The 26421-nt window shown below is 49.4% G+C and carries 26 protein-coding genes; 12 read left to right on the plus strand and 14 right to left on the minus strand.

The window, feature by feature from the left end; all coding sequences use genetic code 11:
• Positions 1–134 precede the first annotated feature (134 nt).
• Positions 135–1697: a methyl-accepting chemotaxis protein gene (locus ABU190_RS11905; protein WP_354691404.1), complete on the minus strand. Its 1563-nt coding sequence runs from the start codon at positions 1695–1697 to the stop codon at positions 135–137.
• Positions 1698–2605: 908 nt separating this feature from the next.
• Between ABU190_RS11905 and ABU190_RS11910 the strand changes: the two genes are divergently transcribed.
• Complete coding sequence (locus tag ABU190_RS11910; RefSeq protein ID WP_354691405.1) at positions 2606–3499, plus strand: PhzF family phenazine biosynthesis protein; 894 nt, start codon at positions 2606–2608, stop codon at positions 3497–3499.
• A 98-nt stretch (positions 3500–3597) separates the two neighbouring features.
• Here ABU190_RS11910 and ABU190_RS11915 read toward each other — a convergent pair whose 3' ends face one another.
• From ABU190_RS11915 to ABU190_RS11925, 3 genes are all read right to left on the minus strand, one after another.
• Entirely contained in the window at positions 3598–3843 is a 246-nt protein-coding gene (locus ABU190_RS11915) for a YmjA family protein (RefSeq protein ID WP_296414688.1), read from the minus strand.
• Positions 3844–4026: 183 nt separating this feature from the next.
• Complete coding sequence (locus ABU190_RS11920; protein WP_041851468.1) at positions 4027–4509, minus strand: cold shock domain-containing protein; 483 nt, start codon at positions 4507–4509, stop codon at positions 4027–4029.
• A gap of 224 nt (positions 4510–4733) precedes the next feature.
• Entirely contained in the window at positions 4734–5291 is a 558-nt protein-coding gene (locus ABU190_RS11925; RefSeq protein WP_354691406.1) for a hypothetical protein, read from the minus strand.
• A 632-nt stretch (positions 5292–5923) separates the two neighbouring features.
• Here ABU190_RS11925 and ABU190_RS11930 point away from each other — a divergent pair.
• Positions 5924–7759 carry a M48 family metalloprotease gene (locus ABU190_RS11930; RefSeq protein ID WP_354691407.1) on the plus strand — a complete coding sequence of 612 codons (1836 nt, stop codon included), beginning with the start codon at positions 5924–5926 and terminating at the stop codon, positions 7757–7759.
• A 112-nt stretch (positions 7760–7871) separates the two neighbouring features.
• Here ABU190_RS11930 and ABU190_RS11935 read toward each other — a convergent pair whose 3' ends face one another.
• Positions 7872–8621: an SDR family oxidoreductase gene (locus tag ABU190_RS11935; RefSeq protein WP_354691408.1), complete on the minus strand. Its 750-nt coding sequence runs from the start codon at positions 8619–8621 to the stop codon at positions 7872–7874.
• Positions 8622–8970: 349 nt separating this feature from the next.
• On the opposite strand from ABU190_RS11935, the gene ABU190_RS11940 reads away from it, so the two are divergent.
• Complete coding sequence (locus tag ABU190_RS11940) at positions 8971–9282, plus strand: hypothetical protein (RefSeq protein ID WP_193793567.1); 312 nt, start codon at positions 8971–8973, stop codon at positions 9280–9282.
• Positions 9283–9498: 216 nt separating this feature from the next.
• On the opposite strand, the gene ABU190_RS11945 is transcribed toward ABU190_RS11940, so the two are convergent.
• Positions 9499–10323 carry a helix-turn-helix transcriptional regulator gene (locus tag ABU190_RS11945; protein WP_354691409.1) on the minus strand — a complete coding sequence of 275 codons (825 nt, stop codon included), beginning with the start codon at positions 10321–10323 and terminating at the stop codon, positions 9499–9501.
• A 291-nt stretch (positions 10324–10614) separates the two neighbouring features.
• On the opposite strand from ABU190_RS11945, the gene ABU190_RS11950 reads away from it, so the two are divergent.
• A complete protein-coding gene (locus tag ABU190_RS11950) occupies positions 10615–11793 on the plus strand; it encodes an alpha/beta hydrolase (RefSeq protein ID WP_354691410.1) in 1179 nt (392 codons plus the stop codon).
• 216 nt (positions 11794–12009) lie between these two features.
• Here the strand turns inward: ABU190_RS11950 and ABU190_RS11955 are convergent, their stop codons facing one another.
• Complete coding sequence (locus ABU190_RS11955) at positions 12010–12918, minus strand: LysR family transcriptional regulator (RefSeq protein ID WP_354691411.1); 909 nt, start codon at positions 12916–12918, stop codon at positions 12010–12012.
• Between the two features lie 147 nt (positions 12919–13065).
• On the opposite strand from ABU190_RS11955, the gene ABU190_RS11960 reads away from it, so the two are divergent.
• Positions 13066–14073 (plus strand): MBL fold metallo-hydrolase, encoded by a 1008-nt coding sequence (locus tag ABU190_RS11960; protein ID WP_354691412.1) that lies wholly within the window; start codon positions 13066–13068, stop codon positions 14071–14073.
• 499 nt (positions 14074–14572) lie between these two features.
• Positions 14573–14899, plus strand: a complete 327-nt coding sequence (locus ABU190_RS11965; protein ID WP_354691413.1) for a hypothetical protein — start codon at positions 14573–14575, stop codon at positions 14897–14899.
• Between the two features lie 102 nt (positions 14900–15001).
• Here ABU190_RS11965 and ABU190_RS11970 read toward each other — a convergent pair whose 3' ends face one another.
• The gene (locus ABU190_RS11970; RefSeq protein WP_354691414.1) at positions 15002–15247 is read right to left on the minus strand and encodes an Imm74 family immunity protein; all 246 of its coding nucleotides are present in this window, start codon (positions 15245–15247) and stop codon (positions 15002–15004) included.
• 194 nt (positions 15248–15441) lie between these two features.
• Between ABU190_RS11970 and ABU190_RS11975 the strand changes: the two genes are divergently transcribed.
• On the plus strand, positions 15442–15822 hold the full coding sequence (locus tag ABU190_RS11975) for a hypothetical protein (RefSeq protein ID WP_335255101.1): 381 nt from the start codon (positions 15442–15444) through the stop codon (positions 15820–15822).
• A 406-nt stretch (positions 15823–16228) separates the two neighbouring features.
• On the opposite strand, the gene ABU190_RS11980 is transcribed toward ABU190_RS11975, so the two are convergent.
• Positions 16229–16774, minus strand: coding sequence for a hypothetical protein (locus ABU190_RS11980; RefSeq protein ID WP_354691490.1), 546 nt, complete (start codon positions 16772–16774; stop codon positions 16229–16231).
• Between the two features lie 616 nt (positions 16775–17390).
• Here ABU190_RS11980 and ABU190_RS11985 point away from each other — a divergent pair.
• Together ABU190_RS11985 and ABU190_RS11990 are read left to right on the plus strand one after the other, a co-directional pair.
• The gene (locus ABU190_RS11985; protein ID WP_354691415.1) at positions 17391–18086 is read left to right on the plus strand and encodes a hypothetical protein; all 696 of its coding nucleotides are present in this window, start codon (positions 17391–17393) and stop codon (positions 18084–18086) included.
• A 325-nt stretch (positions 18087–18411) separates the two neighbouring features.
• Entirely contained in the window at positions 18412–18864 is a 453-nt protein-coding gene (locus tag ABU190_RS11990; protein WP_165158480.1) for a GNAT family N-acetyltransferase, read from the plus strand.
• A gap of 114 nt (positions 18865–18978) precedes the next feature.
• Here ABU190_RS11990 and ABU190_RS11995 read toward each other — a convergent pair whose 3' ends face one another.
• Genes ABU190_RS11995 through ABU190_RS12015 form a run of 5 tightly spaced genes read right to left on the minus strand, consistent with a single transcriptional unit; the run spans position 18979 to position 23909 of the window.
• A complete protein-coding gene (locus ABU190_RS11995) occupies positions 18979–19182 on the minus strand; it encodes a hypothetical protein (protein ID WP_354691416.1) in 204 nt (67 codons plus the stop codon).
• Between the two features lie 3 nt (positions 19183–19185).
• Positions 19186–20652, minus strand: coding sequence for an MdtP family multidrug efflux transporter outer membrane subunit (locus ABU190_RS12000; protein ID WP_354691417.1), 1467 nt, complete (start codon positions 20650–20652; stop codon positions 19186–19188).
• Complete coding sequence (locus tag ABU190_RS12005) at positions 20649–22592, minus strand: FUSC family protein (RefSeq protein ID WP_354691418.1); 1944 nt, start codon at positions 22590–22592, stop codon at positions 20649–20651. Before ABU190_RS12005 ends, ABU190_RS12000 begins: the two co-directional genes overlap by 4 nt.
• A gap of 9 nt (positions 22593–22601) precedes the next feature.
• On the minus strand, positions 22602–23630 hold the full coding sequence (mdtN, locus tag ABU190_RS12010; RefSeq protein WP_354691419.1) for a multidrug transporter subunit MdtN: 1029 nt from the start codon (positions 23628–23630) through the stop codon (positions 22602–22604).
• Between the two features lie 6 nt (positions 23631–23636).
• Complete coding sequence (locus ABU190_RS12015; protein ID WP_041851459.1) at positions 23637–23909, minus strand: YtcA family lipoprotein; 273 nt, start codon at positions 23907–23909, stop codon at positions 23637–23639.
• 255 nt (positions 23910–24164) lie between these two features.
• On the opposite strand from ABU190_RS12015, the gene ABU190_RS12020 reads away from it, so the two are divergent.
• The 3 genes from ABU190_RS12020 to ABU190_RS12030 all read left to right on the plus strand — a co-directional run bounded on the left by ABU190_RS12020 (position 24165) and on the right by ABU190_RS12030 (position 26151).
• Positions 24165–25085, plus strand: a complete 921-nt coding sequence (locus ABU190_RS12020) for an alpha/beta fold hydrolase (RefSeq protein ID WP_354691420.1) — start codon at positions 24165–24167, stop codon at positions 25083–25085.
• A gap of 42 nt (positions 25086–25127) precedes the next feature.
• A complete protein-coding gene (locus ABU190_RS12025) occupies positions 25128–25337 on the plus strand; it encodes a DUF6434 domain-containing protein (protein ID WP_354691421.1) in 210 nt (69 codons plus the stop codon).
• Between the two features lie 76 nt (positions 25338–25413).
• A complete protein-coding gene (locus tag ABU190_RS12030; protein ID WP_354691422.1) occupies positions 25414–26151 on the plus strand; it encodes an ankyrin repeat domain-containing protein in 738 nt (245 codons plus the stop codon).
• Positions 26152–26421: the final 270 nt, after the last annotated feature.

The raw sequence follows: 26421 nt of genomic DNA on the forward strand, positions 1-26421 counted from the left end.
GCGATGTTGCCCGGCAGTGCGCTGGCTCAACTGTCAGGTTTCCTTCGCGATAAATAAGACAATCCGGTAACCGCGTTAATGTATTACCGGATTGTCTGGTCATTAACTATAAATAACAGATGTTATACGGGCATTCAGGCCATTTTAAATACGCTGACCAGATCTTTAAGCACTCTGGCCTGTTCATTAAGCATTTCTGATGCCGCCACAGACTCTTCAACCAGGGCCGCATTTTGCTGGGTCGTGGTATCAATCTGACCGATGGCGATATTAATTTGATGTACCCCTTCGCTTTGTTCCAGGCTCGCCTGTTCGATCTCTTTAAGAATACTTGAGACACTATCGACGTTTTGCACCAGCCCATCCATTTTGCCGCTCACCTGGCGCACCATATCCAGGCCGCGGGAACTTTGCTGCATGGAATTTTCAATCAGAGAGCGAATATCTTTTGATGAATTTGCGGTTTTTTGCGCGAGAACGCGAACTTCCTGGGCCACGACCGCAAATCCTTTTCCGTGTTCACCTGCGCGGGCGGCTTCGACCGCTGCGTTAAGTGCCAGAATATTGGTCTGGAAAGCGATAGAGTCGATCAGACTAATAATGTCAGACATTTTGTCTGCTGAGTTGGTGATATTGTGGATCTCATGGGTGAGAGATGACATTAACTTTTCATTATCTTTGGCCGTGATGCTGGCATTTTCTGAGAGGAGGGAAGCATTCGCCGTATTGCTGCCGGTATTTTTCACCGTCACGGAAATTTGCTCCATCGACGCGGCGGTTTGTTCAACCGAGCTGGCTTGTTCCTCCGTTCGCGCTGACAAATCCCGCGTGCCAGCCATGATTTGAGAGGCGCCCGTCGCGATATTTTCCGCACCGCTACGAATTTCCGTCACGATTTTGCGTAATTCTTGCTGCATATGGGCAATCGCCCCTGTCAGAATTCCCGTTTCATCTTTAGAGGTAATGACAATATCGGTACCCAGATCGCCCTCAGCAATACGGGTTGCTGCGTTTACGGCATGATTGATAGGGCGGACAATAGCACGCGAAATCAGAATAGCCATGATGATACCAAGGGCCAGGCAGATCAGTGAAACAACGATCATTGTCGCTTTGCTCACTGCATAGTCACCGAGAAAACCAGTATAGGATGTCTGCATTTCATTACGTTGCAGATCGATAAATTCCATTATTTTCCCCTGATATTGACTTTCATAAGCGCGGGTGTGAGTGGCGTACTCACTGACGGCGGCCTCAGGATCGGTTTTAAGATTTTTTATCACTAAAGCGCGTGACTGAATGTAAGCTGAGCGAAATTCAGATATTTTATTTAATAATAATTGTGAGGGCTCATCGTCTGCTTTTTCCTTTAGCTGTTCATACAACGCCGTTACGTCTTTGCTTTTAGCATCCAACGCCTGCAAAAGCTGATCTTTCCTCTCCGGTTGTTGTTCAATAATTGCATTTAGTAATAACGTCGTCGCGCTATTGACTTCTCTTATGACATTATTGCCAAGGGCTGTTGTTGGATAATCTTCCGTTACGATTTTGGATATTTTATCTTTGGCTTCATTGAGCCGAAAAAGAGAGTTTGCTGAAATAAAAACCATCAAAAGCAATATCACACTAAATGCCAGCAATATTTTATTTTTGATACTTAAACCTTGTGTTTGACTGTTGGTCTTAACCTTTTTCATTATTCTTTCCTTGTTAAATTTGAAGTTATGCCTCTCTGCTCCTGCAGAGGGCATTTAATACACATCGGCATGGAGGCGATTATTCTTAGCTATCGATCGTTAAAAACTAAAAAAATTACATTATTGATAGTTTATGTCTATTGGAATTAATTCAATTGATCGATGGAATGTTGCATAAATTTAATGCAACAAATTTATTGAACGATTTGTGCTATTATTCGCAATCTGAATTGAAAAGGAGGAAGTTGGCTTTTAACCGCCGAATTGTTAAGGCAATTTAAAAAGAGGCGAACAGAGGTATGAGAGGAAGCCTGACGAATGACACAAAGAGTTAACGTGCAGGACATAAGCAATTCTTGATTATCGCAGTCGATCTGACAGTGCATTGGCCTGCGTTTCGTGCTTTTCTCTCTCTTTTCTAAAATTACCTTATAAAACGCTTCTGTCAGGCGAAGCGGCTAACGCCGCAATTGGCTTTTGAACTTATTCACTATAGTCAGATTAAGTTATAAGAAATACTTCCGTAGACATTATTATCGTGTCAGAAAGCCCTTTTGTTATTGTGCCAGTAAAAATATAAAAACTTATCTTCTGATATCTATTTTTGGATAAGGTTAGTGCGGTGGTAATAAAGTCATTTATAAATTTTTTTTGTGTCACTGCCTGTTTGTGTATAAGCAGAGATTGCGTGGTAAAATATCGAAAAGTGAATAGTTGTAATGAAATAAAAGGCAGTAAAAACCATGGTCTTTTATAAGTTATTTCATTTCTTTTTTACATTAGGCAAGAGTTGGCTCTGCTCCGGATGACTTTTTACCCGATGAATCTGGCAGGTGTTCGTGACTGTAAAATTGTGATACTCCTGGTTATGTACATTGTTAAATAGTCTATGGAATTCAGGGCAGAGAATGAAAAGACGTTATGTCATTGCAGATGTTTTTACGGATACCCCGTTTGTTGGCAACCCCGTCGCCGTCGTCTTAGATGCACAGGGGATGAGCTCCGGGCAAATGCAGCAGATTGCCGCTGAGTTCGGCTACAGCGAAACGACGTTTGTGCTGCCGCCAGACGACAGGGCAAACACGGCGCATGTGCGCATTTTTACCCCCACGCGGGAAATTCCTTTCGCCGGGCATCCCAATGTCGGCACTGCCTTTGTACTGGCAAGCTATGCGGCGGCGAACGGCGAGACGCTGCCTGAGATATTGCAGTTTGAAGAAGCGGCGGGTCTGGTACCCGTTCGTCTGCTCAAAGACAATGGCGTGGTGAGCGGGGCCGAACTGCGGGTGCCGGAGCCGTTATCCTGCCGTTCCGAAGTGAGCCCGGAACAGGTCGCCGCCTGTCTGTCGCTGGAGACAGACTGCATCAGCACGGCTGTGCATCAGCCGCTGGTGGCTTCGGTGGGGCTGCCATTTCTGATTGTGGAACTCGCCTCCCGCGATGCGCTACGCCGCTGCGTACCGAATTTACAAGGTTTCCGGGCTGTTCTGCCACTGGACGGCGCAGTGTCCATTTATGCCTATACCCTGGACACAACACAGGAAGAGGATTGTGATTTGCAGGCGCGGATGTTCACGCCGAGGATGACCGAAGACCCGGCGACAGGCAGTGCGACGGCTGCAGTGACGGCGCTGCTGGCGTCGCTTAATGCTAAGACGACGCTCTCTTTGCGCGTAAGGCAGGGAGTGGATATGGGGCGTGCCAGCCTGCTGTTGGCAGAGTATGACGCCTCGCAGGGCACACCGGCTGTGCGGGTGGGCGGCAGCAGTGTGATCACGATGGAAGGGGCGTTTACGCTGTGAGGTCATATCCGCCTGCCATGAGTGCGCCAGGCAGACGCTAAGCGAGAAGGGGACAGTCACCGCAGGCTGCCGCCTTCCCGATACAGACTGATGGGGCGTTACTCGTTGCCCCATTGATTAAGGAAATTCGCGACGTCATCGATACGCTTTTCACTGATACCGGCTTCGCGGGCCATCTCTTGCTGCGCTTCTTCGCTGATCTCTTCATTATTCATTAAACGGGTGATCAGCAACTGGAAATAGTGCGCCAGGGGATCGCGTTCTTGCTCGCTCACCGGCTTCTCGCTTTCCGTCGAATACTCATCCACGATGTCATAAAATTTAAGCGGTATTTCGTTGTTCATAAGTCTTTCCCTAAGGTCTGAGCCAGTTGATGCTGCCGATGTGGTTTAGATAATAGCAGTCTTATTTTACTGCCCGAGGGAAAATTGCCGGATTAATACGGCAACATCCAAAAGGGCAGAAATCGTGCCGACAGGTGGCGAATGGACCGCGTACGAGGTCGGCACAGGGTCAGCCTGATGATGTCAGACTTTGAGCATTTTCACCGTGGCTTCAACGTCAATTTCATCTTCCGAGAAGATTAATGTCGTGCCCTGGAAGGTGGTGATCGCCAGTTTTTTTACCGAGCGCATTTCGCCAGGTTTCTGTGCGGATTTCGGCTTGATGTTGTTCATCAGAAGCCCCACCGACAGCACCGCATTTTCTTTATCGATCCCGGTTTCAACGGGTACTTCTTCGCTGAACACCACGAAAGACTTAATCGAGGCGAGTTTCAGGCGCTCACCTGCAATATAGATGTACTTGCTTTCCGGGATGACTTTGACCGCATACGCGGACAACCCTTTGTTGTTGGTGGTCGGTTCGAAGGTCACTGCGGCATCTTTCTTGATAAGATCAGGGTTGGCGACCTTAATCACATGAAAGTACCGGTTTTCGCCGTTTTCATCTTTGATAAATCCAAAACCTTTATCTTTAAACCACGTTGTGATTGTTCCGTTCATCGCCATTACCGCCTGATTAATCGTTTATCTACTCAATTTTTGCAGCGCGCAGTGTAAAGCACAATGCCCGCGCAGACTACGTCTTTGGATTAAGTGTGAGTGATAAAGTTGGGGGATGTCGAGGTGATGCGCTAAAGCCTGCGAGCGTGCACGTTCGGTTACCTTGACCCTCCGGGGCTGAGGGTGAGGGGAACAGACGCCCGCGGGCCTTACCGGGCGCGCCTGTCAAATCATTTGCCAAGAATATTGTTTACCGCTGCGATGTGGCCCGGTTTATCTTTCTGGTTCGAAATGACCTGAATAATGGTGAATTTTTTGTTGGCGACAGCAATTAAGGTTGCCTGAAACACGTCAGTACCGTCCATATTGCTGGTGGCTTCAATGTGATAAACCTTCAATCCCTTCACGTTCTCCGTTTTTTCACTAACAACCTTATAAGAGGGAGAGGATTGCTTCTGCTGATCTTTAATGGATTTCAGACCCGTGAGAAAATCATCTTCACTGGCAGCACGGGCCGCCAACGGAATTTCTTCTTCGCCAATAATGAGCACACGTTTAGCCTGTTTATTGACATACATTTTCCCAGGCGCACCGCCTGGAACAGGCTGAACCTCATAGCCCTGTAATTGGAATTCCTGCTTTCCATCCAGAAGAGAGATTGTTTCAGTCGTGGCAGCTTTTTGTTCCGTCGTCTGCAATTCGGCGGCTGATGCCACATTAACTGTGCAACCCAGCGTTACGGTAAAGAATATTGCGGCTGACAGGTTAGATATATTCTTGAACTTCATTGCGAGCTCCTCATGGTGTTATTTCCTTTTTTTGAAAATGCAGGGGTTACAGCGTAGAAGCTAAGTAAGCAGGCAGCAAGGCGGGATAGCATATTCCATTTCGAATTCCTTTTTTATGCCCGATAATGCAGACAAAACCACACAAATAATGGGTGGGAACATAAAGGCAGAGTCTCCTTATCCTTATTGATATGAAAAATAATAATGCAAATTACGAATTATCCTATTGCGCACGAGTAGGCGTTGTTGATCAAGGGGGTGATTTGTTACTTGTTGTTTTTATTGGGGTTAATATAGTTTATCGCATGAATTATCCCTGCACTTACTCAGCAATGTCACGGTTAAACAAGATATTTTCCTGATTTTTTCAGAAGCCTTAATTTAATAAAGCAACCATTGTGCCCATCCCAAACTGAAATTGCTGCTGAAAATAACTTTGCCGTTTCCATTACTAACAAAGGTAGGTTTACAATCAGAATGTACCATTTGTAAAATAGTGTAAGCATAGCAAGAGGGCACTTTCCTCTTTAACTTGTACAGTAAACTCCTTCCGGTAATCTCCGCGAAAGCAGTTTTTCCCATTATAAACAGTGGATGAGTTAATAACGTTGAAAAGCATAACGGAATTGAAAATGGGTTATACAAAAGTACTCTTTTGGTTACTGTTAACCCTGTTTCTTATACCAGCGATCACACTAGGTTTTGCTGAGTACGGGAATAGATCACTCAATCAGGAATACACGCAATTCTTTATTGAGGATGCACAAAAACAACACCAGGATGCCGGGAAACTTGCCGGGTTCCTGCAAGAGAATCCACCTTCAAGCGTTTGCGGCCCGGTTACCGAAGATCTGCTCAACTATAAAAAGGCGGTCTGCGCACCAGGTTCCGAACTCTGGCAGTTCTACATGATGGACAACGTTGCATCCTGGACGTTGATTGCCGGCTGTTTTGTACTGCTGATGATCGTGCTATTCAGCGCGCTGGCCTTTAGAAACCGTAAGAGCCAGTTGTTAAGCCTGATGCTGGCACGGCCATTCCTGATGTTAGCAGGTTCACTTGAAGTGATTGTTCAAGGGGCGATGCTGGTCTGGCTCTCTTTCTGGGGAACCGCCTTCTTCACGCAAACCTACTATCCAAAACTGGTTATATTAGTCGGATTGATGGTGCTGGCGGGTATCTACTACATCATCAAAGGCATCTTTAAAAAGCTCCCGCCTGAGGAGAATATCGAAGGCGAAGTCGTGAGTCGCGAAGCCGCCCCTGCACTGTGGTCACGGATTGATGCGCTGGCTGCCAGAGTAGGAACAACCCCGCCGGACCATGTTATTGCTGGTATCGACACCAATTTCTACGTAACAGAAGCACCGCTGCGCGTTAATGACCATCTGCTAAAGGGCCGCAAGCTCTATGTCAGTATTCCGCTGTTGCGCCAACTGACGCTTGCGCAGGCTGATGGCGTCATGGTTCATGAACTGACTCACCTGCATGAAGGCGACACGGCATCGGGCGCGTTACTGGGGCCGAAGCTCCACCGTTTCGATCTCTATATTGCCCTGATGAGCGAGAATGTGGCCACGCTCATCGTCTACTATCCGCTGTATTTGTATCGCATGCTGTTTGAACTGGCATGGCAACGCAACAGCCGTGAACGTGAGTTCGTTGCCGATCGCAATGCCTCCGCGCTCATTTCACCTGCCGCGATCATCGAATCCCTGATCAAAATTTCAGCGTATGCGAGTTATCGCTATGAAGTTGAAAGGGATCTGTTTGCCAATAACGCGCTGCATGAGAGTGAACTGGGGATCCGCAAAACCATCGCAGCCGGTTTGCCTGCACATGTAAATTCGCCCGGTTTTATCAGTGCCATGCGTGAACATAATGTGCCGCATCCCTTTGATTCACACCCACCGCTGACTGAGAGGATGCGTAACGTTGGTTTTTCCGTCGAAGAAACCGCCTATGCCGCGGTGGCAGCGGAACTCCCGACGGAGAGTTGGGTTGATTTAATGCCCGTTGCCGACAACATCGAACAGCAGCTTTGGCAGAAATATGAGCGTGATTTCTCGTCTACGCATGAAGAGAGTCTGGCCTGGCGCTATCAGCCCACGGGAGAAGAAGAGACCGCGCTGGTCCTTAAGTATTTCCCGAATGTTCCCTTTACGCTGAAAGACGGTTCACAGGTCGAAATCACCTGGCAGGGCATTGTGTTGCCGAAAACGGCTGAACTGCTGGACTGGGATAATGTTAAAAATATCAACGTTCTCAGAAATTTTGGCCGGGATACCCTGCACGTACAACATGTGCAGCCGAACGCCAACGGCAAAAAACGCAGCAAAATTCCTCTGCCGGGCCTGAAGAAAGAGATTGAGAGATTCAAGCAAGTGCTGGCCTGGTACTGGCACCGCCATCAGACGGTACGGTCGCTGCTGCAACAACCCGAAACGGTGACTCAGCACGACGCATAAATAAGCAGTAGCTCAACCCTGTGACAGGGGTTGAGCTACAACTTTTATTCACCATTATTAATGAGCTTTTCGCTGCGTGATTAGGCAAGGCTGTCATGGGAAAAGCTGAGCCTCAGGCGTTTGACCTGCCACTCAGGTCCTCGCGAGTTGGACCTTGAAAGTAGATGCTACTGATATGGCAACTGCGCGGTTGAGTCAGCACGAAACGAATCGTTTCCCAGACCGATCGTCCATTCATCAGACGTTCCCCCATTCTGGATTGCTCATCGACAAACGTCTCTAACCCCGTAAGTTCAAAATCCGGCGGATACAACCCGGTAACACGGATATTTTCTTCAGACAACTGCTGCGACAGTTTAGTTGTAAACCCGCTAAGCCCATGTTTGCTGGCGAAAAAAGCGGGATGCGCAATTGAGTCCGTAAAATTCGGGACGCCACATGAAGATATTATTGAGATGATATCCGCACTGTCTGAACGTCTTAATCTAGGCAGCAACGCCTGAGTCAACAGGATCGAACCTGTCAGACCTGAACTGACGGTATTAATAATTTCTGTGTCAGGCTGATCGTCTAAGCTCCCTGACAACCACTGAGCGGCATTGAGAATTAAAATGTCTATGGGCTTGTCTGAGGTTAAAAGCTGTGAAGAAAACTGAGAAACGGATTCAGGTCGGGCTAAATCACAGATATACCCTTTTGCAATGCCGCTTTCAGCAGTGATGATGCGGCAGGTTTTTTGAATATCCTCAGCCCGCCGCGCGCAAAAATCCACCTCAACACCCTCTCGGGCCAGCCACACGCACAGCGCCTGGCCAAATCCTCCACCTCCACCGGTAATAACCGCTCTTTTACCTCTGAGCATCTCCATGCCTCCCTTTCGTAATGACTCTGTGTGGATGTAGATATACAGGAGGAGGGGGAGTGACATCTTTCCGTTCGTGCCATTTGTACAGGAGGAAGATGAATGAGCCGCACCGTAAACGGGTTAATGGCGTGCCTGGGGGAGTAGCAACGTCCGCGGTTGGCGCGGAGCGGTCAAACTGACTGATCTGAAGGTTTGCTATGAGCGAGGAGCGGACATACAAGAAGAGGGAAGCTGGCTTATCCCAATAATGAGCTTTTGAGTGACGAGGCATACTCATCGGAAAATACGCCATAAAGTGACTTTCGATGGTATGGTTACATTCTTACCACGAAAAGAGGAAACACTAATGATTGTAAGGACCTGGCACGGTTGTGTTCCGCTAAAACATGCTGAAGCTTTTGCGAAACACCTTGAGAATACTGGTGTAAAGCATTCAAAGAGCATATCTGGGAACAGAGGCGCTTTTGTGCGTAGAGAAACCCAGGGGGATTGGGAGCATTTTTTCCTGGCGACTTACTGGCAGGATCTGCAGTCGGTTAAGGCATTTGCCGGAGAAAGCTATCACGTAGCGGTGACGTACCCGAGTGACGAAGAATTTGAACTACTTTCCGATCCCTACGTTTTCCAGCATGTAGTGGAGAACGTTGCACCGCTTTAGCTTCGTTTCCGGGGCAACCTGTCGGTTATCCGAATTTTTTAAAATATCCATACTCATTTAATGCCCTTAGGGCCGCTCCTGGCCCAAAGCAGTCATCTCAACTATTGGATATTCCTGATGAGCTTCCGATTAGACAACCCTAATGAGCTTTGACAATAAAGTCGGGATGCCAGCGAAACCAGCCTGTAATGGATGAAACTCGCGCCACAGATCTGCTCAGCGCTTCATTGATTGTGCATCCCGGTGGCGTTCTGCCATGTAACGCCCCGGAGATGTTCCCAGTAATTTGCGAAAAAGGGTTGTAAAGCTCGGTACGCTCTCGTAGCCGAGCGAACCGGCAACCTGCTGGATCGATACTCCCTTTGCAAGCCATTCGACAGCGAGCATGATCGTGAGTTGCTGTCGCCAGCGGCCAAAACTCATACCGGTCTGTCGGCTTATCAGACGCGCAAGCGTTCGCTCGCTGAAGCCAAGCCGCTTTGCCCAGTCGCTCAATGTTCCTCTTTCTGCTGGCGATTGAAGCATCAGGTCCGCCATCCGGCGCAGACGCGCATCGACAGGCATTGGTAAGTGAAGGTTCTCGGGCGGGGCAGTGGTGAGCTCATCGATCATCACATCAAAAAGACGGGTTTCAGCGCCACCCTGTTGGTAAAAAGCGGGAAGGTGAGCAGAGCGGATCAATAATTCGCGCAGCAGAGGCGTCACCGATATGGCACAGCACGTCGCAGGCAAGCCCGCCGCTAAGTCTGACGCAATGAACGTGTTGTACCCCTCCAGGCCACCCGCAGCCTTGAGACTGTGAGCGATCTCTCCGGGTATCCACATCGCGCTGCCCGGCGGCACAATCCATAGTCCTCCGGCAACCTCACAGCTCAGCGCGCCCTTTTGCACAAACATGACCTGCCCTTTCTGGTGGGCATGCGCTTCCAGCTCAAACCCATTCAGGTCAGTGAGGAGAAAGCCCATTGTCACAATTGGGCGAGGGAGCGTATCCGGGTCGATCCAGTCGGCACCGGCCAGCGACTGATTAAGTATTGGCATCCCACCATTATGCTCAGACGTCTCGCCATGTGGCAAGATTGAATAATAATTTGTCATTTCTTCGCAATGACGACCGGTTGCCAGTTCCTTATAGTCCCTTTTGTCGCAGACGCATTTTCTCTCCGGAGGAAATCCCGTAAGCAAATGCTGGCCAGCCGGTGATCAGAATGATGGACTCACTAAACAAATCGACGCACGTGAAACGGTTCGTCAGCGGCCTCACTTTTCCAGATTATCCAAAACAGCGCCGTCGCCACACGATCTACTCCGATCCAAAAAGGAACAACCATCATGACCGAACAAAACAGCACGTTACGCAGCGACTACTCGACGGCGCGTCTTACCCAGCGTTACCGCTTTGCCGATCCGAATATGGATTTGTTCTTCCTCGGTGCGCTGGGCTGGGGGCCGACGGGCGGGCTTTCGGTGGGCGAAGCCTTTCATATTGCGTCACACATTGAGGACGGTAACCCTGACACCTGGACACAGGCCTTCGAGCGGCAAGGTGAGGTGCTCGCGACACAGGCAGAGCGCTGGGCCGGACAGGGCGTAATGCGCGCAGCCGGTGAAACCCGTCTTAAAGCGTTTGCCTGCTACCGTTCAGCGTGGCAGTTCGTCCTGCCGGGCGCATATTTTTCGGCTTTGTTTCGCAAAGGCCAGGAGTTGTTCGATCAGGCCATGCAAGAGTTGGGCTTACCGACAACGCGCTTTGAGGTCGCTTATTCCGGCGGCAAATTGCCGGGCCATTTTTTCCCTGCAAACGACCAGGCAGCACCGACAATCCTGATTATCGGTGGCGCGGATACCTGCCACGAGGACCGTTTTCTGTCACAGGGGCGCTATTATCTGGAACGCGGCTATGCGGTTGCTCTGGTCGATCTGCCGGGGCAGGGGTTGGTGGCAGAACAGAGCTTGTACTGGGAAGCTGAAATCGAACGACCGATCGGTGCAGTGATCGATACTCTGGTTGCCCGTTTCGGCGTGAATACACAGAAGCTGGCTATGCTCGGCATGAGCCTTGGAGGCTATTTCGCCTGCCGTGCGGCAGCGGAAGAGCCACGTCTTGCGGCCATTGTCGCGACACCCGCGCTCTCACGTCCCGAAGAATTATTCCTTGCCGCCGCCGGAGCAACGAAGAAAGAAATGCACGCTCCATCGGAAGCAGCCCACCGCAATATGCAAGTTCTGCTCTGGAAGGCTGGCGTCGATAACCTGACAGCCCTGGCCGATAAGTGGCAAAGCGCCGCCGCCGCTCCCGCGAAAGTTAATGTTCCCTTTCTCACCGTTGTTGGCGGCCAGGAGGGTGCCGTATGGAAGCAGCAGAGCATCGAATGGCACAACGCCATTCCGTCGGCGAATAAGCGATTAACGATGCTGGATGCAGAAACGGGCGCTGACGCCCATTGTCAGGGCAACAATCCCCTGCGCCTTGTGCAGGAGGTGGATGCCTGGTTGCGTGAGGTTTTGTGACAGCAAACTTGCCGGGGGCCACAACCAGAAAAAGGCAGATGACCAGGGAAGGATGCCGTTACCTGGTAAACGAGGGATATCAGGTCTATCTGCGCGTAGTTAGTGTAAAAACGAGATATTGGAACGGCGGCTCTGAGCGAGGAGCGGAAGTTCGCGGCTGCTTTCCGCTGACGAAGGCTTGGTACATAAGTGAAATGAGGACCAGTCAGATGCATTTTATGAATAATTGCTATTATTTTTCATTCTCAGGCGTTCTATAAATAATCTGAACGCTGCGGAATTGTTTTTCCGCTCTGGATAGAAGATATGGTAACCCGGAAAACTTTGACACCACTCTTCTAACATGCGCACAAGCTTGCCTGCGTTCACTAACTCTCTGGCCTGGGCTTCGGTAAGACAGGCTATCCCCGCACCCTGTACTACTGCCTCAATGATCAGATCGGTATCATTGAAAGTAAGCTGTCCATCAACTCTTACGTTGACTTTTTTTCTTCCGTCGTCAAACTCCCAGATATAATTTCCTCCATTTGTTGGCAGTCTGAAATTAATGCAATTATGAGCTGCCAGCTCAGCCGGATGTTTCGGTAATCCGTAGCGTTCAATATACGTGTGGGAAGCAACTACTGACATTCTCATATCCGGGCTTATGCGAAGTGCAACCATATTCGTTGCGACTAATTCGCCAAGGCGGATCCCCGCATCAAACCTTTCGGATATGATATCCCTGAATCCGGAATCAACGCTGATATCAAATTTTACGTCAGGATAATCTTCGTTGAACGTCCTGATAACAGGAAACAGAATTTGCCTCGCTGCATAGGGCGGAGCAGTAATACGAATAGATCCTGACGGTTTTTCCCTTAACGCTCCGACTTCGTTGAGACCCAGAGCGATGCTCTCAAAAGCGGGCTGCAGAGTGTTATAAAGCTGTTCTCCGGCCTGAGTCAGGGAAACCTGGCGGGTTGAACGTGTAAAAAGCCGTACGCCCAGACGCATTTCAAGCCGTTTAAGGGCATGACTCAAAGCAGACTGTGATGTTTCCAGTCGCACCGACGCTTTTGTAAAACTGAGCTCCTCAGCAAGAGTGATGAAAGTATTTAAGTCAGTTAAATCAATCTTATTCATGATGAATTATTCAGGATTTATTAATTTTCAGTATAACCATTATACTGGTTTATGTCTTAATTTCATTTTTCTGTTCATTTATAGTTCAGTTTCTGCCGTAGTTAAACACAAAGCCTCGCAATGCAGGGCAAAGGACAGGTACAGAAAATGAACAGCATCTCACGACGTACTCTTCTGGCGGGTTCCGCCTCAATTGCAGCGATATCATCCCTTACGGGCATCCCTTCATTCGCCGCAGTGAATAAAGACCCGAAAACGGGGACCACTCCTTACTCTCCCAATGCCGGCATTTATCGCCACACGCTGGGGTCGGCAGAGCTTTATTCAATCACAGATGGTTCAAACAGTTTTCCGCGCAGGGATAACTTTGTCTTGAATGCCAGCCCACAGGTTGTCGCATCGGAACTTACAAACAATTTTTTAGATCCGGACACAATCACGCTGACCTTTACTCCTGTGCTCCTTAAAACAAAAGGTCAAACGGTAGTGATTGACACGGGGCTGGGGGAAAATGCGTTTCAACAAAGTAAGGGCATCGGGGGGCAGTTCCACCGGAACCTTTCGGCAGCAGGATTCAGTACAAAACAGATTGATAAAGTTTTAATTACGCATTTTCATGCTGACCACATCGGAGGCTTAATTACGGCTGATAATAAGCCAGCATTTCCGGACTCACAGATTTATGTTCCGGCAGCAGAATATGCGTTCTGGATGAGTGACAGCAATATGAAAAATGCCGCCACAGAAGGAATAAAAACGAACTTTGAACGTGCCAGACATATATTTGGCATAATTGGAACCTACCTGCATAAATTCGAACCCGATGAAGAGGTTGCCCCGGGGGTAACGTCTATTGCAACCCCCGGCCACACCCCGGGCCACTCTTCATTTATAATCAGTTCTGAAAATCACACCGCCATTGTTCAGGGGGACGTGACAACGCATCCGGCTCTGTTTATACGCCATCCTGAATGGCATGGATGGTCAGATATGGATCCTGATTTGGCTGAAAAAACTCGTCGACAACTTTATGACCGGATTGTGAAAGATAAGATCCTTCTTCAGGGTTTTCATTTTTCATTCCCCTCGATGGGACATGTAGTTAAACCTGATGATGGTTACCAGTTTGTACCTTTAATGTGGGATCCATCGTGACAGAACGGGCATCATCATGAATGCCAGTACAGATACATTTATCTACTGGCAAGTCAGGATCTCGTAAACGTAACGAACTACATTTTCATGAAATATCGGACTGACTATAAAGAGCCTTGGTTAATCCGGCTCTTTAATTAAAGAAGAGGAGAAATTCATTTCAAGCCAGAAGGTGTGAAAGCGGGAAATATAAGTGTAAGGAGGCTATCGGGTGTTTCGATAGTAATGTTACATGAGGTATTAATGATGTTACTTTTTCCCGTTATCACTACATCATTGTCTCGCTCTGTTTTAACCGGAATGAAAAAGCAGCGATCACTTTTTCTCCGGGGCAACGATGTTGATGGTGTCCGCTTCTGGCACGAAGCGGAATAGCCGTGGGGGGCAGCAGTGAGCGAAGAGCGGGAGTTGACAATTGTAAACACCGTCAAGGTGGACATTACTGGTATTCACGTGTGTTAATAAACGGGAAGCAGGCTACAATTATGAGGCCATTTTGATGAAGCTAACTGATGAAGAACGTTTTGTATTACTGTTTACTCTGCAAAGCGATATCACTGTTTTAAATGCGGCACTTTCTACGGATGAAGTAGTGGAGAGAAAAAGAACAGGTGTTGGCTTTTTTTCAACCGTAAAGGTGTCTATGACAACTGAGTTTCAAAAAAGCAAAGAACGTTATTGGGAGCAAGGTTTTAATCATCAAAAACTCCCATATGGAGGATGTTTCATGATCTCTGTAGGAAACGAAAACTGTCTGGAAATTGAAGCTATTGCATATGAAAGTGAATGGCCAGAGCCTTTCATTGAAAATGAATTCTCATCATAGTTCTAGTTACTGTTGATAACCTTCCTTAAGGTAAAATAAAATCAGTTAATTATTGATTTTTGACACAATGCAAAGATAGAAACACGTGCGAAAATGCTGCCGTCACTCAACATAATGTAACGTATGCCCGCCCTTGGAAAAATCGGACTGAATATCAGCAATAACCATATCGACATCATCAACAGTCATATCCTGATTTTGGTTAGGCGCATCCCAAAACCTCAAGTCCCCCTTGTACAACACAAAGCCAATTTTATCGTTACCGGGAAAGAACATCTCACCTTGAACGGTCACCGTTCTATCTCCAATTTTTACTTGGATATGACCCCGAGAGACTTCAAGAATCATAGCTGCCCCCTCATAGTTAATAAACTAGCAGTAATAACGTTCGCTTTTGGCACCCAGCAGACAAGCACATAACACAGAAGATCTGCTATGAGCGAGGAGCGGTCCTTTAAGCCAGTTTATATCAGATGACGGACTAACACCGGCATGTGATAATCAACGGGGAGCAGGCCAATGAAAGTAAGTCGGAATAAAGAATGAGTCTTGACTTCGTGCTGGTAAAAGCAAAGGGTGTAGTGAATTCGATCGGTGAACTCGAGCAGGACAGTTCCTTCTCACGAGCAAACTACAAGGCATACGCCGAACAACTATTCCCTGGACTTATATGGCAGGCGGATGACACCGCCATCGTCGGTGGAGCGGGTATGTTTATTGAAGTGTCCCTCTCGGATGCGACGTTACACCTTGGTCTTAGAGGCCGCGGTGACATCCTGACAGCCATTAGCAAGATTGCCGTTGAAGCTGCAATGGCGGGCATCGTAGTAATTGACGTACAAACGTCAGATATCCTCACAGTTGAGGCTCTGCGCTCTTCAGACTATCTTTCTTGGTATCGATCTATCTTTGGAGTCAACTAGCTTTAGCAACCTGCGTTTATAAATGCCAAACCCACATTTAGACGTTCTACGTCGGCCCCCCTTATAGCGAAAGTAATTTTTCAATAAATTCTTTATCACTTTTTTGAAATACAATTTCTAACTGATGACCTGCTCCCCTTTATTTAACAAAGGATGATGTTGGCCACGTCCGCCCTTAGCACATAGCTGCCCAAAGGCAGGGCTTAAAGGGCAGATGTGAGTGAGGAACGGACATTGCTAACAGCATTCTGTGCGAATCAACAGGAAGCGGGTCAGCATTTCCAGAGTTTACCTCTGTGGAAGGCAAAAAATGGAATATGCTGATCCAGAACCGGCGGCTGGAAATGCGTCGTTTCATTATCGAGTTCGGTGACCGCCTGAGCGCTCACCTTAAACGAGTGGGCAGTTACACTGAATTACTGACAGACTCCTGCCAAAATGTCAGACAAACCCCATATTCATCCAGAAGGTCGTCAGCGATTTCAAACTGAAACACCTTATCCGGGAAAGCCTCTGCTAACGCGCGCTTCCAATATCTAGTTATCTGCTCGGCAAATAAATGACAAAGACGATAATCCTCTTTTGACAGACCTACTTTAAATGCGGGTCGGTCCGGTGCATCTTCCCACTTTGGAAAAAACTGATTTATTGAAAAAATATTTCTGTATCGTTCAACGTCTCTGCGCGATGTACTTTGTACTAATACACTAGATTTACTCTCTACTAGCCCAAGCAAATGAAACCTTTTCGGGTCGTATTGCTGAGCGTTAGGTAGCCAGAAAATATGCCCCTGGATCTCAATAAAATCAGGAGAGAGCAAACCCAGCACAGAAATTGCTTGCTCTAGTGAAACCAAGTGCCCTACATATGAAAAAAATTCTCCGGAGCCAATATCTGAAACAAACAGGCTTAATGACTCTTTAGAAATATTACCCTGATAAACTTTCATCATTTCAATCCTAAACTATCAAGAACCGACTGAGGAACATTTCCCTCAAAAGCTTTTGTATCACTTCCCTTCTTGGGGAAATATGTTCCATTCGGAGCTTGGTTCCACTCGACCACCTTAATCCGAGAGTTAGACACATCATATAGTGCGCGCCCTCAGGTGACCTGCTCCCCATAAATTAACATATCTCAACGTAATCAACGTCTGCTTTTGGCACAAAGCGGACAGGCTTCGTGACCATCATGTCTGCTGTGAGCGAGGAGCGGAAGTTCCCGATTGTTCTCATAGAGAAGGAAGGTGCTCATCATACCGGGGAGGCGTATAAACTATCACAGACAGTTTCAGTCTCGCAAAGTAAGATCGTTATGGAGATCCTGATTTCGAGCCTTTTGGTCCTGAAATTCAACGGATGTTAGCTTATAATGGTGTAGTTTTGGTCACGGGAACCTGAAGCAATCCCGCAATAAAAAATATTGGGAAAGTAGCTACAAGAAATGAATATAGATTAACTGAGAAAAAATTTTGCAAAGCTTAGTTGATATTTAATCAGATAGTGCAACGCTAATTAATAATGAAACTGTAACTTAATATAGTTCCAAAGTGAATGATAGGAGCCGCAATGAATTACAATATCAATATTACTGAGGGATATCCATCCTTGCTTAACCTGGATAATACCTCTGGGTTGTATTCTTACTTTGCGATAGATCCCATTTGTGGGAATGACAAGATCGTTGTGAGTGCAAAATATCTAGAAATAAATGCTGATAAAGATCTTTGGTGTTGCCAGGCCATTGATGAAAACCCTCATGGAATAATTGCGAAAGTTGCTGATAGATTTGTTTCTGAAAATTCATTAGCATCATTTTTGTTGAGAAGGGCTAAAATAGTTGCCGAAGGGGATGTTACATATTGTATGTGTCTCAATAATGTAAAGGAAAAAATCTTTCATTCCCTTCCCATATCTTTCACTATTGGGAGTAAATATATTTGGCTATCAGGAAAGAGTTTATATTATGCAGATTTCAATATAGGGTTGTATATCTTTTTCTCGGGTAGTTTATATCTTCATTTTGAGGATAGAGATGTTATATTGCAGATGGAGAATTTTAAAAGCAACTTGAATATGGAAGAAGTTCAAATCATTAATAAGTCGGAAGATATATTCAACAGAAAGAGAAATATGTTCATTGGACATGATGACTTTAATAATAAAAAATCACCTTTTTTTGATTTCGATTTTCTAACGAGCTACTTTGTGCATACAGAATATACAAATTTAGCATTAAGAGATTTTCGAGATGATTTTAATTAATCAATCCTTCTTAATTTTATATGCGTGCCCGCTGATTTCTATAATTAAAACAGAAGGTAATACATGATCTAACGCTGGCATGACCCATGGCCTCCTTCATTGTGATCAGAGTGCAAATACACCACCCAGGCGGATCATATGCTTTTCGATATTTGTCCAGTTCACACCGTAACCTTCGCGTGACCTGCTCCCCATAAATTAACATATCTCAATGTTATCAATGTCTGCTGTTGGCACACAGGGGACATCCGGGCACGGCAGATTTCCCCTGGACGCGCTGTCAATTCTGCCCAAGCTATGCAAACCGAAATCATTGGAACGGCTCATGAATATCCAATTCACAAACATTACCCCGGCCAGCCCAGGGTTTACGGAGTTAAAATTAAAGAGCATGGCTGAAGGATTTAACATGCTATACCGACTGGAAGAAAATTGGTTAAACGGACAGAACCGCTTTGACAGGCCCGGAGAAAAACTGCTTGGGGCTTATGCTGATGATTTAATTGTTGGCGTGTGCGGACTTAACATCGATCCCTTTACGGAAATAACTGGCACCGGACGTCTGCGGCATCTCTATGTAGACACGGCATGGAGAAGAAATCATGTTGGCAGCGGTTTGCTCAGTGAAATACTTAAAGATGCTGGCCTCTGGTTTGATTTTATCAACACCAACGCACCATCATCGGCATTCACTTTTTATGAACGAGCCGGCTTTGTTGCTTTATGTGATATGGATAAAGTTACACACCACTTTTGCCTGAGAAAGCAAGCACGGTAGAACATTCTCGTTTTGGACACAGCGCCGATTGTGTCCTGTGTCAGATGGCCAGGGCATCTTCTTTGTATTGACGATTTTTTCAAGAAAACTCAGTTCAATTTGCATATTTAGTCCTTAAAATAGCGCCGGGAAATCGTCGAGCGTATATTGCTTTAAAATCAGGTGCTCTTTTTCAAGCTGTGGCGCTTGCTGTATCAGCATGGTTTTCCCTTTATTCTTAGTTTTATGATTTATCAAATTTACCGCCATGAGCGCATTGGTTCCAAAAATCGGCAATTCCTGCTGATAAAAACACGCGCTGAACGTCTCTGTTTCCATTTTTCACTGTCTGGCAGACTGTGGACCGCGGTAATCGCCGCCCAGGGCTTTAATCAAGGTGATATCGGTGCTGAGCCGCTGGGCCTCGATATCCAGCAGCAAAAGCTGCTGCGCGATGGCCGGACGACGCGCCTCCTGCGCCGCATAGTAGCTGACCAGTCCGCGCTGATGGTGCGCGCTGGCGCTGCGGGTGGTCATCATCGCCGCCGCGACTTTCTGCTGCTGCAGCGCGGCCTGCTGGTTCAAATCGTTCAACTGGCTGGAGCTAATCGCCACGTCGCGCACCGCATCCAGCACCGCCTGGTTGTACTGCTTAATTAAAATATTGCTCGCCGTACGCGTCGATTTCAGGCTGGCGTTTAAGCGCCCGCCGTCAAACAGCGGCAAATAGAGCCCCGGCAGCAGGTTGACCTGCTGGAATGAGGACTTAAACAGATCGCCGACGCTCAGCGCGTTGTAGCCCCAGAAGGCTTTGATATCGAAGTGCGGGTAAAACGCCGCTTTTGCCGCGTCCACCTGGTTCATCGAAGCGCTGACGTAGCCGCGCAGCGCCTGCAGATCCGGGCGACGGGCCAGCAGTTCAAACGAAAGCGAATCCGGGAGCGTTTCCTGCAGCGCCGGCAGCGCCACGGGATGAATCTCCGGCATGCTATGCGCATCGGCGCCGATCAGCGCCCGCAGCGTTTCCCGATACTGCGTCAGCGTCCCCTGCGCCGTAATCACCTGCTGCTGCGCCGCCAGCAGCTCCGCCTGGGCGTTGGCGACATCGACGCTATCCTCCACGCCGCGCGCGGTACGATGCTCATGCGCCTGCACCGAGAGCCTGGCGATGGCCTCCAGCTGATTAAGTAATGCGATTTTCTGGAAAGTTGCCTGCATCGCGAAATAGAGCTGGGCCACGCTGCTGGCAAGATCCAGCTCGATGCCGGCGGTCTCCGCCTGGCGGGCGTTCTTTTCGCCAATCGCGGCGGCAACGCGGGCGCGGTCGGCGCCCCATAAATCGATATTCAGCGTCGCCCCGACGCCAACCGTATTCAGCGTGTACCAAGGGCCGTTTTTATCCACCGGCAGGGAGAAGGAGTAGGGCCAGGTGAACTGTTTATTGGTGACCCGCAGACGGTTTTGCGCCGCCACGGCGGTGGCCTGCACGCCCATTGCCGACTGCGCCAGCTCGACCGTGGACTGCGATTGCGAAATACGCAGCCGCGCCGCCTGCATGGTGGGGGAGTTCTGCAGCGCGCGATTGACCAGCATATTTAGCTGCGGATCCTGATAGCCTTCCCACCAGCGCGCCGTCGGCCAGCCACTATTCGCCAGATGGATCACCTGCGCCAGCTCGGCCTGCTGCGGATTGACCAGCGGAACCTGGCCGGGATCGTCCTGAATTAATGCGCACCCGGTTAACAGCGTCAGGGCGAAGGCAAACACCGGGGATCGCGCGGCGCGCGGGAGAGTAGAGGTTTTAATCATGATTGCATTGCCTGTCGCGGAATATCGGAAGACGCAAATGGCCACGCCGGCAGGGCGGCCAGCGCGTTGACCAGCGGTGCGCCAAATGGATTCGCCGGGTCCGGGAGAAGCGCCTGAGGGCGTTCTGTTGCAGTTTGCTGCGCGTCGATACCGGCAGCGTAGCCTTCAAGCCGCCGGGCGCAGCGGGGTAAAAAAGTATCCTCCGGCGCGGCGTACAGACGATAGCCTTCGCTGAGGCGCAGGATCTCTTCCGCCTGATGGAACGTCGCCCGCACCGGCCAGTTTTTGGCTTCCGGCCACGGGTGGGCGTAGGTTCCCAGCGGCTCGGCGGCTACCCGGTTGATTAAGGTTTCGCTCTCGGTCAGCGCGGCAAAGAGCGGCACCAGTTGAACCTCATCGTCGCTTGAGGAGAGGGTCTGCGCCAGTTGGCGATAAAGCTGCGCCAGACGCGCTTTGAGCTGCGGGGCTTCGCTATCCGGCCATAAATAGAGATGTACAATCGAGGAGACCAGCACGCCGAGCAGGATACCGATAACCCGGTCGCGCAGTTCGGTAAGGTTGCTGAGCGGGCCAAACCAGCTCAGGAACGCCAACGCAAAGGTGAAACCTATCTGGATCCCGGCGTAGGCGATGCGCTCTGAGCCTGCCGCAATCCACGCGGCCAGCGCGAACACCGGCAGGGTCATCGCCAGCAGGCCGCTCAGCGAGTCGGTCCAGGGCTGCACAAAGACGATCAGGAGCAGCGCAATCAGCGTCGCCAGCAGTGCGCCGCCGATGCGCAGCCACGTTTTCTGCAGGGTAGCGCCCAGACCCGGCTGGGCGACAATGACGCAGCTCAGCATAATGGTGTGGATGCCCTGCCAGTCGGCGGCGGTATAGAAAACGTAGCACAGCAGCGTCGCCAGCAGCGTTTTCAGGGCAAAGTGCAGATAGACCGGATTGGACCACGCGTCCGGCAGCAGCAGCGGCGCTTTTTCCACTTCACCCTGCGGTAACGCGATGGTTTCGCCGCGCGCCAGCCGCGCCAGCACCCCGGCGATCTCCTGCAAAATGGCGCTGTTATCGCTATCGCGTGGGACCATCAACGGCTCAATATCCGCCGCCGTGGGGCTGGGCAGATTATCCGCCAGCGCGTTCAGCGCGCGGGCTATTCGCTGGCGCGCATCGGAATGGTCGCGGCCCGGTTGTAGCAGCGCCGTTAAATGGTAGCAGCGCAGCGCGGCGGCCATCAGCGATTGCCAGGCCTGCGGGCTGGCGGCAATCTCCGGCGTGGCGCGGGCGGCTTGCTGGTACAGGGACTGCAACTGGTTAAACTGGCCGGCGATCTCTTTAAAGGAGGGTTGCGGCGCCCCGCCATCCGGTTGGCTAAGAATCCGCGCCGTCTGGCGCAGCATGACCACCAGCCGGGCTTTAAACTGATAGCCGGGGAACGCCTGTTGGAAACAGGCGTTGACCAGCAGCGTCACCAGAATGGCGGTGTTAATCGCCACCCATAGCCACAGCAGCAGGCGTACCAGAATTTCGCTCTGGCTGGTCATCGACGGGAAGGTCTGGGCGTAGATGACTGCCAGCGCCACCACGAAAAACGCCAGCCCCAGCTTGCCGAGGACCCGCATCAGGTAAATCGCACAGAAGAACAGGATCACCGAGGCAACCAGGCGAATTAGCGGATAGTCATAGGTCCACTTGATAATCAGCAGTACGCCGCCCAGGGCGACGCTGACGGTCACCACGAAAACCACGCTGACCAGCTTAATCATCAGGACGTTAGGCTGGCTGACGTAAAACACCACGATCAGCGCCACGGCGAGGAAGGGAATATGCAGCGTCATAAACAGCACAATCAGCACCGCACAACTGAGCGTCAGGCGCAGGGTATAGTTCGCCCGCCCCGGCGCATCGCGGAGTTCCCGGGTCAGAAACGGCCACAAGCTTTGCATGCCGTCTCCTTATTGCGGCTGGAGAACGGCGCTGGCGGAAGCGCCCATGCGAAACAGGTTCGGGTCGGGATCTTTGACGGCGATTTTAACCGGGAAGCGCTGGGAGACATGGACCCAGTTGATGCTCTTCTGAATGACCGGCAGGCCTTCAATGACGCTGCCGCCGTCGGGCAGAACGCCGGTGCCGACCGAGTCGACTACGCCCTCGAAGGTACGGCCATGGTTGGTCATTACGGTAATTCTGGCCGGAACGCCGGGCCGAACACTCTGCAAGTCGGTTTCGCGGAAGTTTGCCACCACGTACCAGTGGTCGTCATCCAGCAGGGTAAAGACCGGCTTAAGGGCTGAGGCGTACTGGCCGATCGTCGTCTTCAGCGCCACCACCACGCCGTTAAACGGCGCGCGCACTTCGGTAAATTCGAGATGCAGCTCGGCCAGCGCAATTTGCGCCAGGATCCCCGCGCGCTGCGCCACCATGGCATCAACGCCGGTCACGGCCGCGGAAGCCTGTTTCGCCTGCAACAGGGTGGCCTCCAGTTCGGCGCGCGCCGCTTTTTCGGCTGTTCGCGCCTGATCCAGATCTTCTTGTGAGGCAAACCCCTGCGGTACCAGTGGCTCAAGGCGTATGCGTGAAGAGGTGGTCTGCTTAACCAGCGCTTTAGCGCGTTCAACGGCGGCGCTGACCGACTGCGCGTTGTACTCCTGCGCTTTGATCGTGCGCTGGGTCAGCATAATCTGCGCATCAAGCGTGGTCAGTCGCGCCTTGGCATCATCAAGCATCGCCTGGTAGGGACGCGGGTCGATGCGGAACAGCAGATCGCCTTTTTTCACCCGCTGATTGTCGCGAATCGGCATTTCAACGATCCGCCCGCTTACTTCCGGCACCACGTCGATGGTGTCGGCATAAACGTAGGCATCGTTGGTTTCCGGCGAGGTTTGTAGCTGCCAGATAACCATAATCAGCGCCACGATAGCGGCGAGAACGAGTGCCAGCAGGGGCCATTTTTTGCGGATAACGCTTGAGCGGGATTGGGTCATAGGGATCTAGTTTACGAAGAACAGGAACCACAGAATCGTGGCGAACAGGAACATCAGCGCCAGATAGCTGAAGACCAGTGGAGAAAATCGCGATTGCCATCCTTGACGCACAATCAGGATATGGCAGGGAATAAGTAACAGCGCGGCGCCTAATAAGCAGAAGAACCAGCCGGGAAATGCTGCGCCTAAAACCGGAATCGCCGGGGATAATGAGCAGCCGGAGAGCGTAAATAGCGAAAATAAGAGCGCAGGGCACGCCAGCTTAACAATGCGATTCAAGACGAAATACCTGAGTGCTCGGATTAAGGTGAAATGAGTTTAATCTCCTTGATTGTGAAAGAAAAGAAACTCATCAGGTATCTCAAACAGAAAGTCTCTTTTCCTCTGGTTACATTGTTTTGTGATCATCTTGCATCGCCACAAATATAAAAGTAAAACTATATGGATTGTCTGCATTTTAATTCCTATATTCAAAGCATTACAAAAAATGCCGTTAGCATTTTTACCCCCTTACTTTATATGGCTCACCTGGTTATGCATAACACCATATATGAAACATTGCTGGAAGCACCCGGCCCGCAAGGCTCTCTCAAAGGCACCTTGCTTAGCCCCTGTCCGAAGCCAGAACAGGTCATTCTGATAATTCCCGGATCTGGGCCAACGGACCGCGATGGTAATAATCCGCTTGGGGTTAATGCGTCAACGTATCGGCTTCTGGCGGAAAATCTGGCATTGAAAGGTATCGCAACGTTGCGGGTGGATAAGCGTGGAATGTTTGCCAGTTCAGCGGCGATAACGGACGCCAATGCCGTGACAATCAGTGATTATGTAGAAGACGTACGTTCCTGGATAACGGTATTGCAACAGCGTCTGGAAAACTCCTGTATCTGGCTTCTCGGGCACAGTGAGGGGGGGATCGTGGCATTGGCGGCGGCGCAGGAACCTGATGTCTATGGTTTAATGCTGGTCGCAACACCTTCGCGCCCGCTGGGGGATGTATTAAGAGAACAGCTTAAAGCCAATCCGCAAAACGCAATTCTGCTGGACGATGCGCTTTTTGTTATTAACGAACTGGAGCAGGGTAGATATGTTAATGTTCAGAACAGGCATCCTGCTGTGCAACATTTATTTTATCCGGCGGTGCAGGGATTTCTTATAGACATTTTTTCCTTTAATCCAGTTCATTTGATCGCGCGTATTACTAAACCTGTACTGGTATTACAGGGGCAACGCGATCTCCAGGTAACGGAATATGATGCCCGACAGTTTAAGGCAGCCAACCCGAAAGCAACCCTTGTTCTTTTACCGGATGTAAACCATGTTCTTAAAGCGGTGAATTCTGATGACAGGGAAGAGAATAATGCGGCTTATACAAACGCATCGCTTCCCCTGGCGGCCGGGGTGGTTGAGGCCATTGCGCAGTTTCTGACGCAGAACGGTAACCCCAAAAGCTAAGTTGCCACTCTTTAATTAATAGACAATCCGGGAGTTGGGACGTTGAAAATTGACTGGCATAGCGCATTGCTCACCCGTTCCACAGCCATAGATAAACACTACAAAAACACGCAAAACGTTCGTCGTTTCATGATCGAACAGTGCGGGGAAAACTTCCGTTTCGACCGTAATTTCATGGCCTGGATCCGCAATGATATCCCCAAAAATCTGGGCGATGTGATCGACGAGTGGAAACGCAGACAAGGTTTATAAAAGAAAATTTTTTATTCGCCTCAAGCAGACAGACTGGAGAATTGTCAGGTCTGTTATGAGCATAGTAGGGGTTAGCATGAAAAAACGTGTATCCGTAATTATGCTTTCTTTTCTGTGTGTGCTGTTATCGGCGTGCAATGATATGAAAAAGATAGAACCTGAAAAATATTTCACCGGTCCTCAGCTTGTTCTGGCTAAGGCTATCCAGGCGGCAGATAGTGAATCTGTTATCCGTCTGTCAAAAACAACCGATCTGAACACACCGGGAAACGAGCATTTTACACTGCTGCTTTTTGCTCTGAATGAGGTTATGTATAACGGCAATCCTCAAAAAAGGTTAGATATTGTCACGGAACTTGTACGCGCAGGTGCGGATCCCCAACAAGCACAACCGAATGCACGCGGCACACCGGCTCAAATGATGGCAATGGGTGATAAAGATATATGGCTTAAAGCGCTTCTCGACGGCGGACTTGATCCTAATTCCCGGGATAAATTACTCAATGTTCCTCTTATCTTTTCAGCGCTAAGTGCAAAAAATACAGCCACGCTTGCGCTTTTGATTGAACGGGGAGCCGATATAAATACGCGGGATACCCTGGGTGAGACGCCACTTGTTGACGCTTTTTTCCGCACTGATTTTGATAAGGTCTATTTCTTACTTGAGCATGGTGCGAACCCTAATCCAGTAAATAAGCAAGGCCGTTCTTTCAGTCAGATGCTGGACAGGAACCTTCAACAGGTTAAGCAAGGTACTGAGTACTATGATCATGTGGTGAAATTAAAAGAAAAAATAGACAGCATGTCTCAATGATGTATTGGAAAGCGTGTTAAGAGGCTATATAAGGCTCTGGAACTTAAAGGACAGAGCCTGCGCCACATGAACTCAGGCCGTGTCCGGGAAATGCCAGTTAAGGGATAATGCGCGCGGCTCTGAATTGTCTGAACAAATTGAAGAACATGGTTCGTTTCAGGTGATAGAACAGTCACTTTCGCAGATGACAGAAATTTGCTGATGGCCGCTAAAGCAGGCTTCTGCTTCATTCTGTACAGCAGAAATTTTATATCCGTTTTGGCGCGAAGC

The organism is Phytobacter sp. RSE-02 (assembly GCF_040578655.1).
Taxonomy (GTDB): domain Bacteria; phylum Pseudomonadota; class Gammaproteobacteria; order Enterobacterales; family Enterobacteriaceae; genus Phytobacter; species Phytobacter diazotrophicus.

Bases quoted from the DNA above. Each gene is read 5' to 3' on its own strand.
- ABU190_RS12000 (WP_354691417.1), bottom strand. From the start codon at position 20,652: ATGATTAAAACCTCTACTCTCCCGCGCGCCGCGCGATCCCCGGTGTTT.
- ABU190_RS11940 (WP_193793567.1), top strand. From the start codon at position 8,971: ATGATTGTAAGGACCTGGCACGGTTGTGTTCCGCTAAAACATGCTGAA.
- ABU190_RS11995 (WP_354691416.1), bottom strand. From the start codon at position 19,182: ATGGAAACAGAGACGTTCAGCGCGTGTTTTTATCAGCAGGAATTGCCG.
- ABU190_RS11960 (WP_354691412.1), top strand. From the start codon at position 13,066: ATGAACAGCATCTCACGACGTACTCTTCTGGCGGGTTCCGCCTCAATT.
- ABU190_RS12005 (WP_354691418.1), bottom strand. From the start codon at position 22,592: ATGCAAAGCTTGTGGCCGTTTCTGACCCGGGAACTCCGCGATGCGCCG.
- ABU190_RS11975 (WP_335255101.1), top strand. From the start codon at position 15,442: ATGAGTCTTGACTTCGTGCTGGTAAAAGCAAAGGGTGTAGTGAATTCG.
- mdtN (WP_354691419.1), bottom strand. From the start codon at position 23,630: ATGACCCAATCCCGCTCAAGCGTTATCCGCAAAAAATGGCCCCTGCTG.
- ABU190_RS11930 (WP_354691407.1), top strand. From the start codon at position 5,924: ATGGGTTATACAAAAGTACTCTTTTGGTTACTGTTAACCCTGTTTCTT.
- ABU190_RS11970 (WP_354691414.1), bottom strand. From the start codon at position 15,247: ATGATTCTTGAAGTCTCTCGGGGTCATATCCAAGTAAAAATTGGAGAT.
- ABU190_RS11945 (WP_354691409.1), bottom strand. From the start codon at position 10,323: ATGCCAATACTTAATCAGTCGCTGGCCGGTGCCGACTGGATCGACCCG.
- ABU190_RS11925 (WP_354691406.1), bottom strand. From the start codon at position 5,291: ATGAAGTTCAAGAATATATCTAACCTGTCAGCCGCAATATTCTTTACC.
- ABU190_RS11990 (WP_165158480.1), top strand. From the start codon at position 18,412: ATGAATATCCAATTCACAAACATTACCCCGGCCAGCCCAGGGTTTACG.
- ABU190_RS11980 (WP_354691490.1), bottom strand. From the start codon at position 16,774: ATGATGAAAGTTTATCAGGGTAATATTTCTAAAGAGTCATTAAGCCTG.
- ABU190_RS12020 (WP_354691420.1), top strand. From the start codon at position 24,165: ATGCATAACACCATATATGAAACATTGCTGGAAGCACCCGGCCCGCAA.
- ABU190_RS11910 (WP_354691405.1), top strand. From the start codon at position 2,606: ATGAAAAGACGTTATGTCATTGCAGATGTTTTTACGGATACCCCGTTT.
- ABU190_RS11965 (WP_354691413.1), top strand. From the start codon at position 14,573: ATGAAGCTAACTGATGAAGAACGTTTTGTATTACTGTTTACTCTGCAA.
- ABU190_RS11955 (WP_354691411.1), bottom strand. From the start codon at position 12,918: ATGAATAAGATTGATTTAACTGACTTAAATACTTTCATCACTCTTGCT.
- ABU190_RS11915 (WP_296414688.1), bottom strand. From the start codon at position 3,843: ATGAACAACGAAATACCGCTTAAATTTTATGACATCGTGGATGAGTAT.
- ABU190_RS12030 (WP_354691422.1), top strand. From the start codon at position 25,414: ATGAAAAAACGTGTATCCGTAATTATGCTTTCTTTTCTGTGTGTGCTG.
- ABU190_RS11985 (WP_354691415.1), top strand. From the start codon at position 17,391: ATGAATTACAATATCAATATTACTGAGGGATATCCATCCTTGCTTAAC.
- ABU190_RS11920 (WP_041851468.1), bottom strand. From the start codon at position 4,509: ATGGCGATGAACGGAACAATCACAACGTGGTTTAAAGATAAAGGTTTT.
- ABU190_RS11950 (WP_354691410.1), top strand. From the start codon at position 10,615: ATGACCGAACAAAACAGCACGTTACGCAGCGACTACTCGACGGCGCGT.
- ABU190_RS11935 (WP_354691408.1), bottom strand. From the start codon at position 8,621: ATGCTCAGAGGTAAAAGAGCGGTTATTACCGGTGGAGGTGGAGGATTT.
- ABU190_RS11905 (WP_354691404.1), bottom strand. From the start codon at position 1,697: ATGAAAAAGGTTAAGACCAACAGTCAAACACAAGGTTTAAGTATCAAA.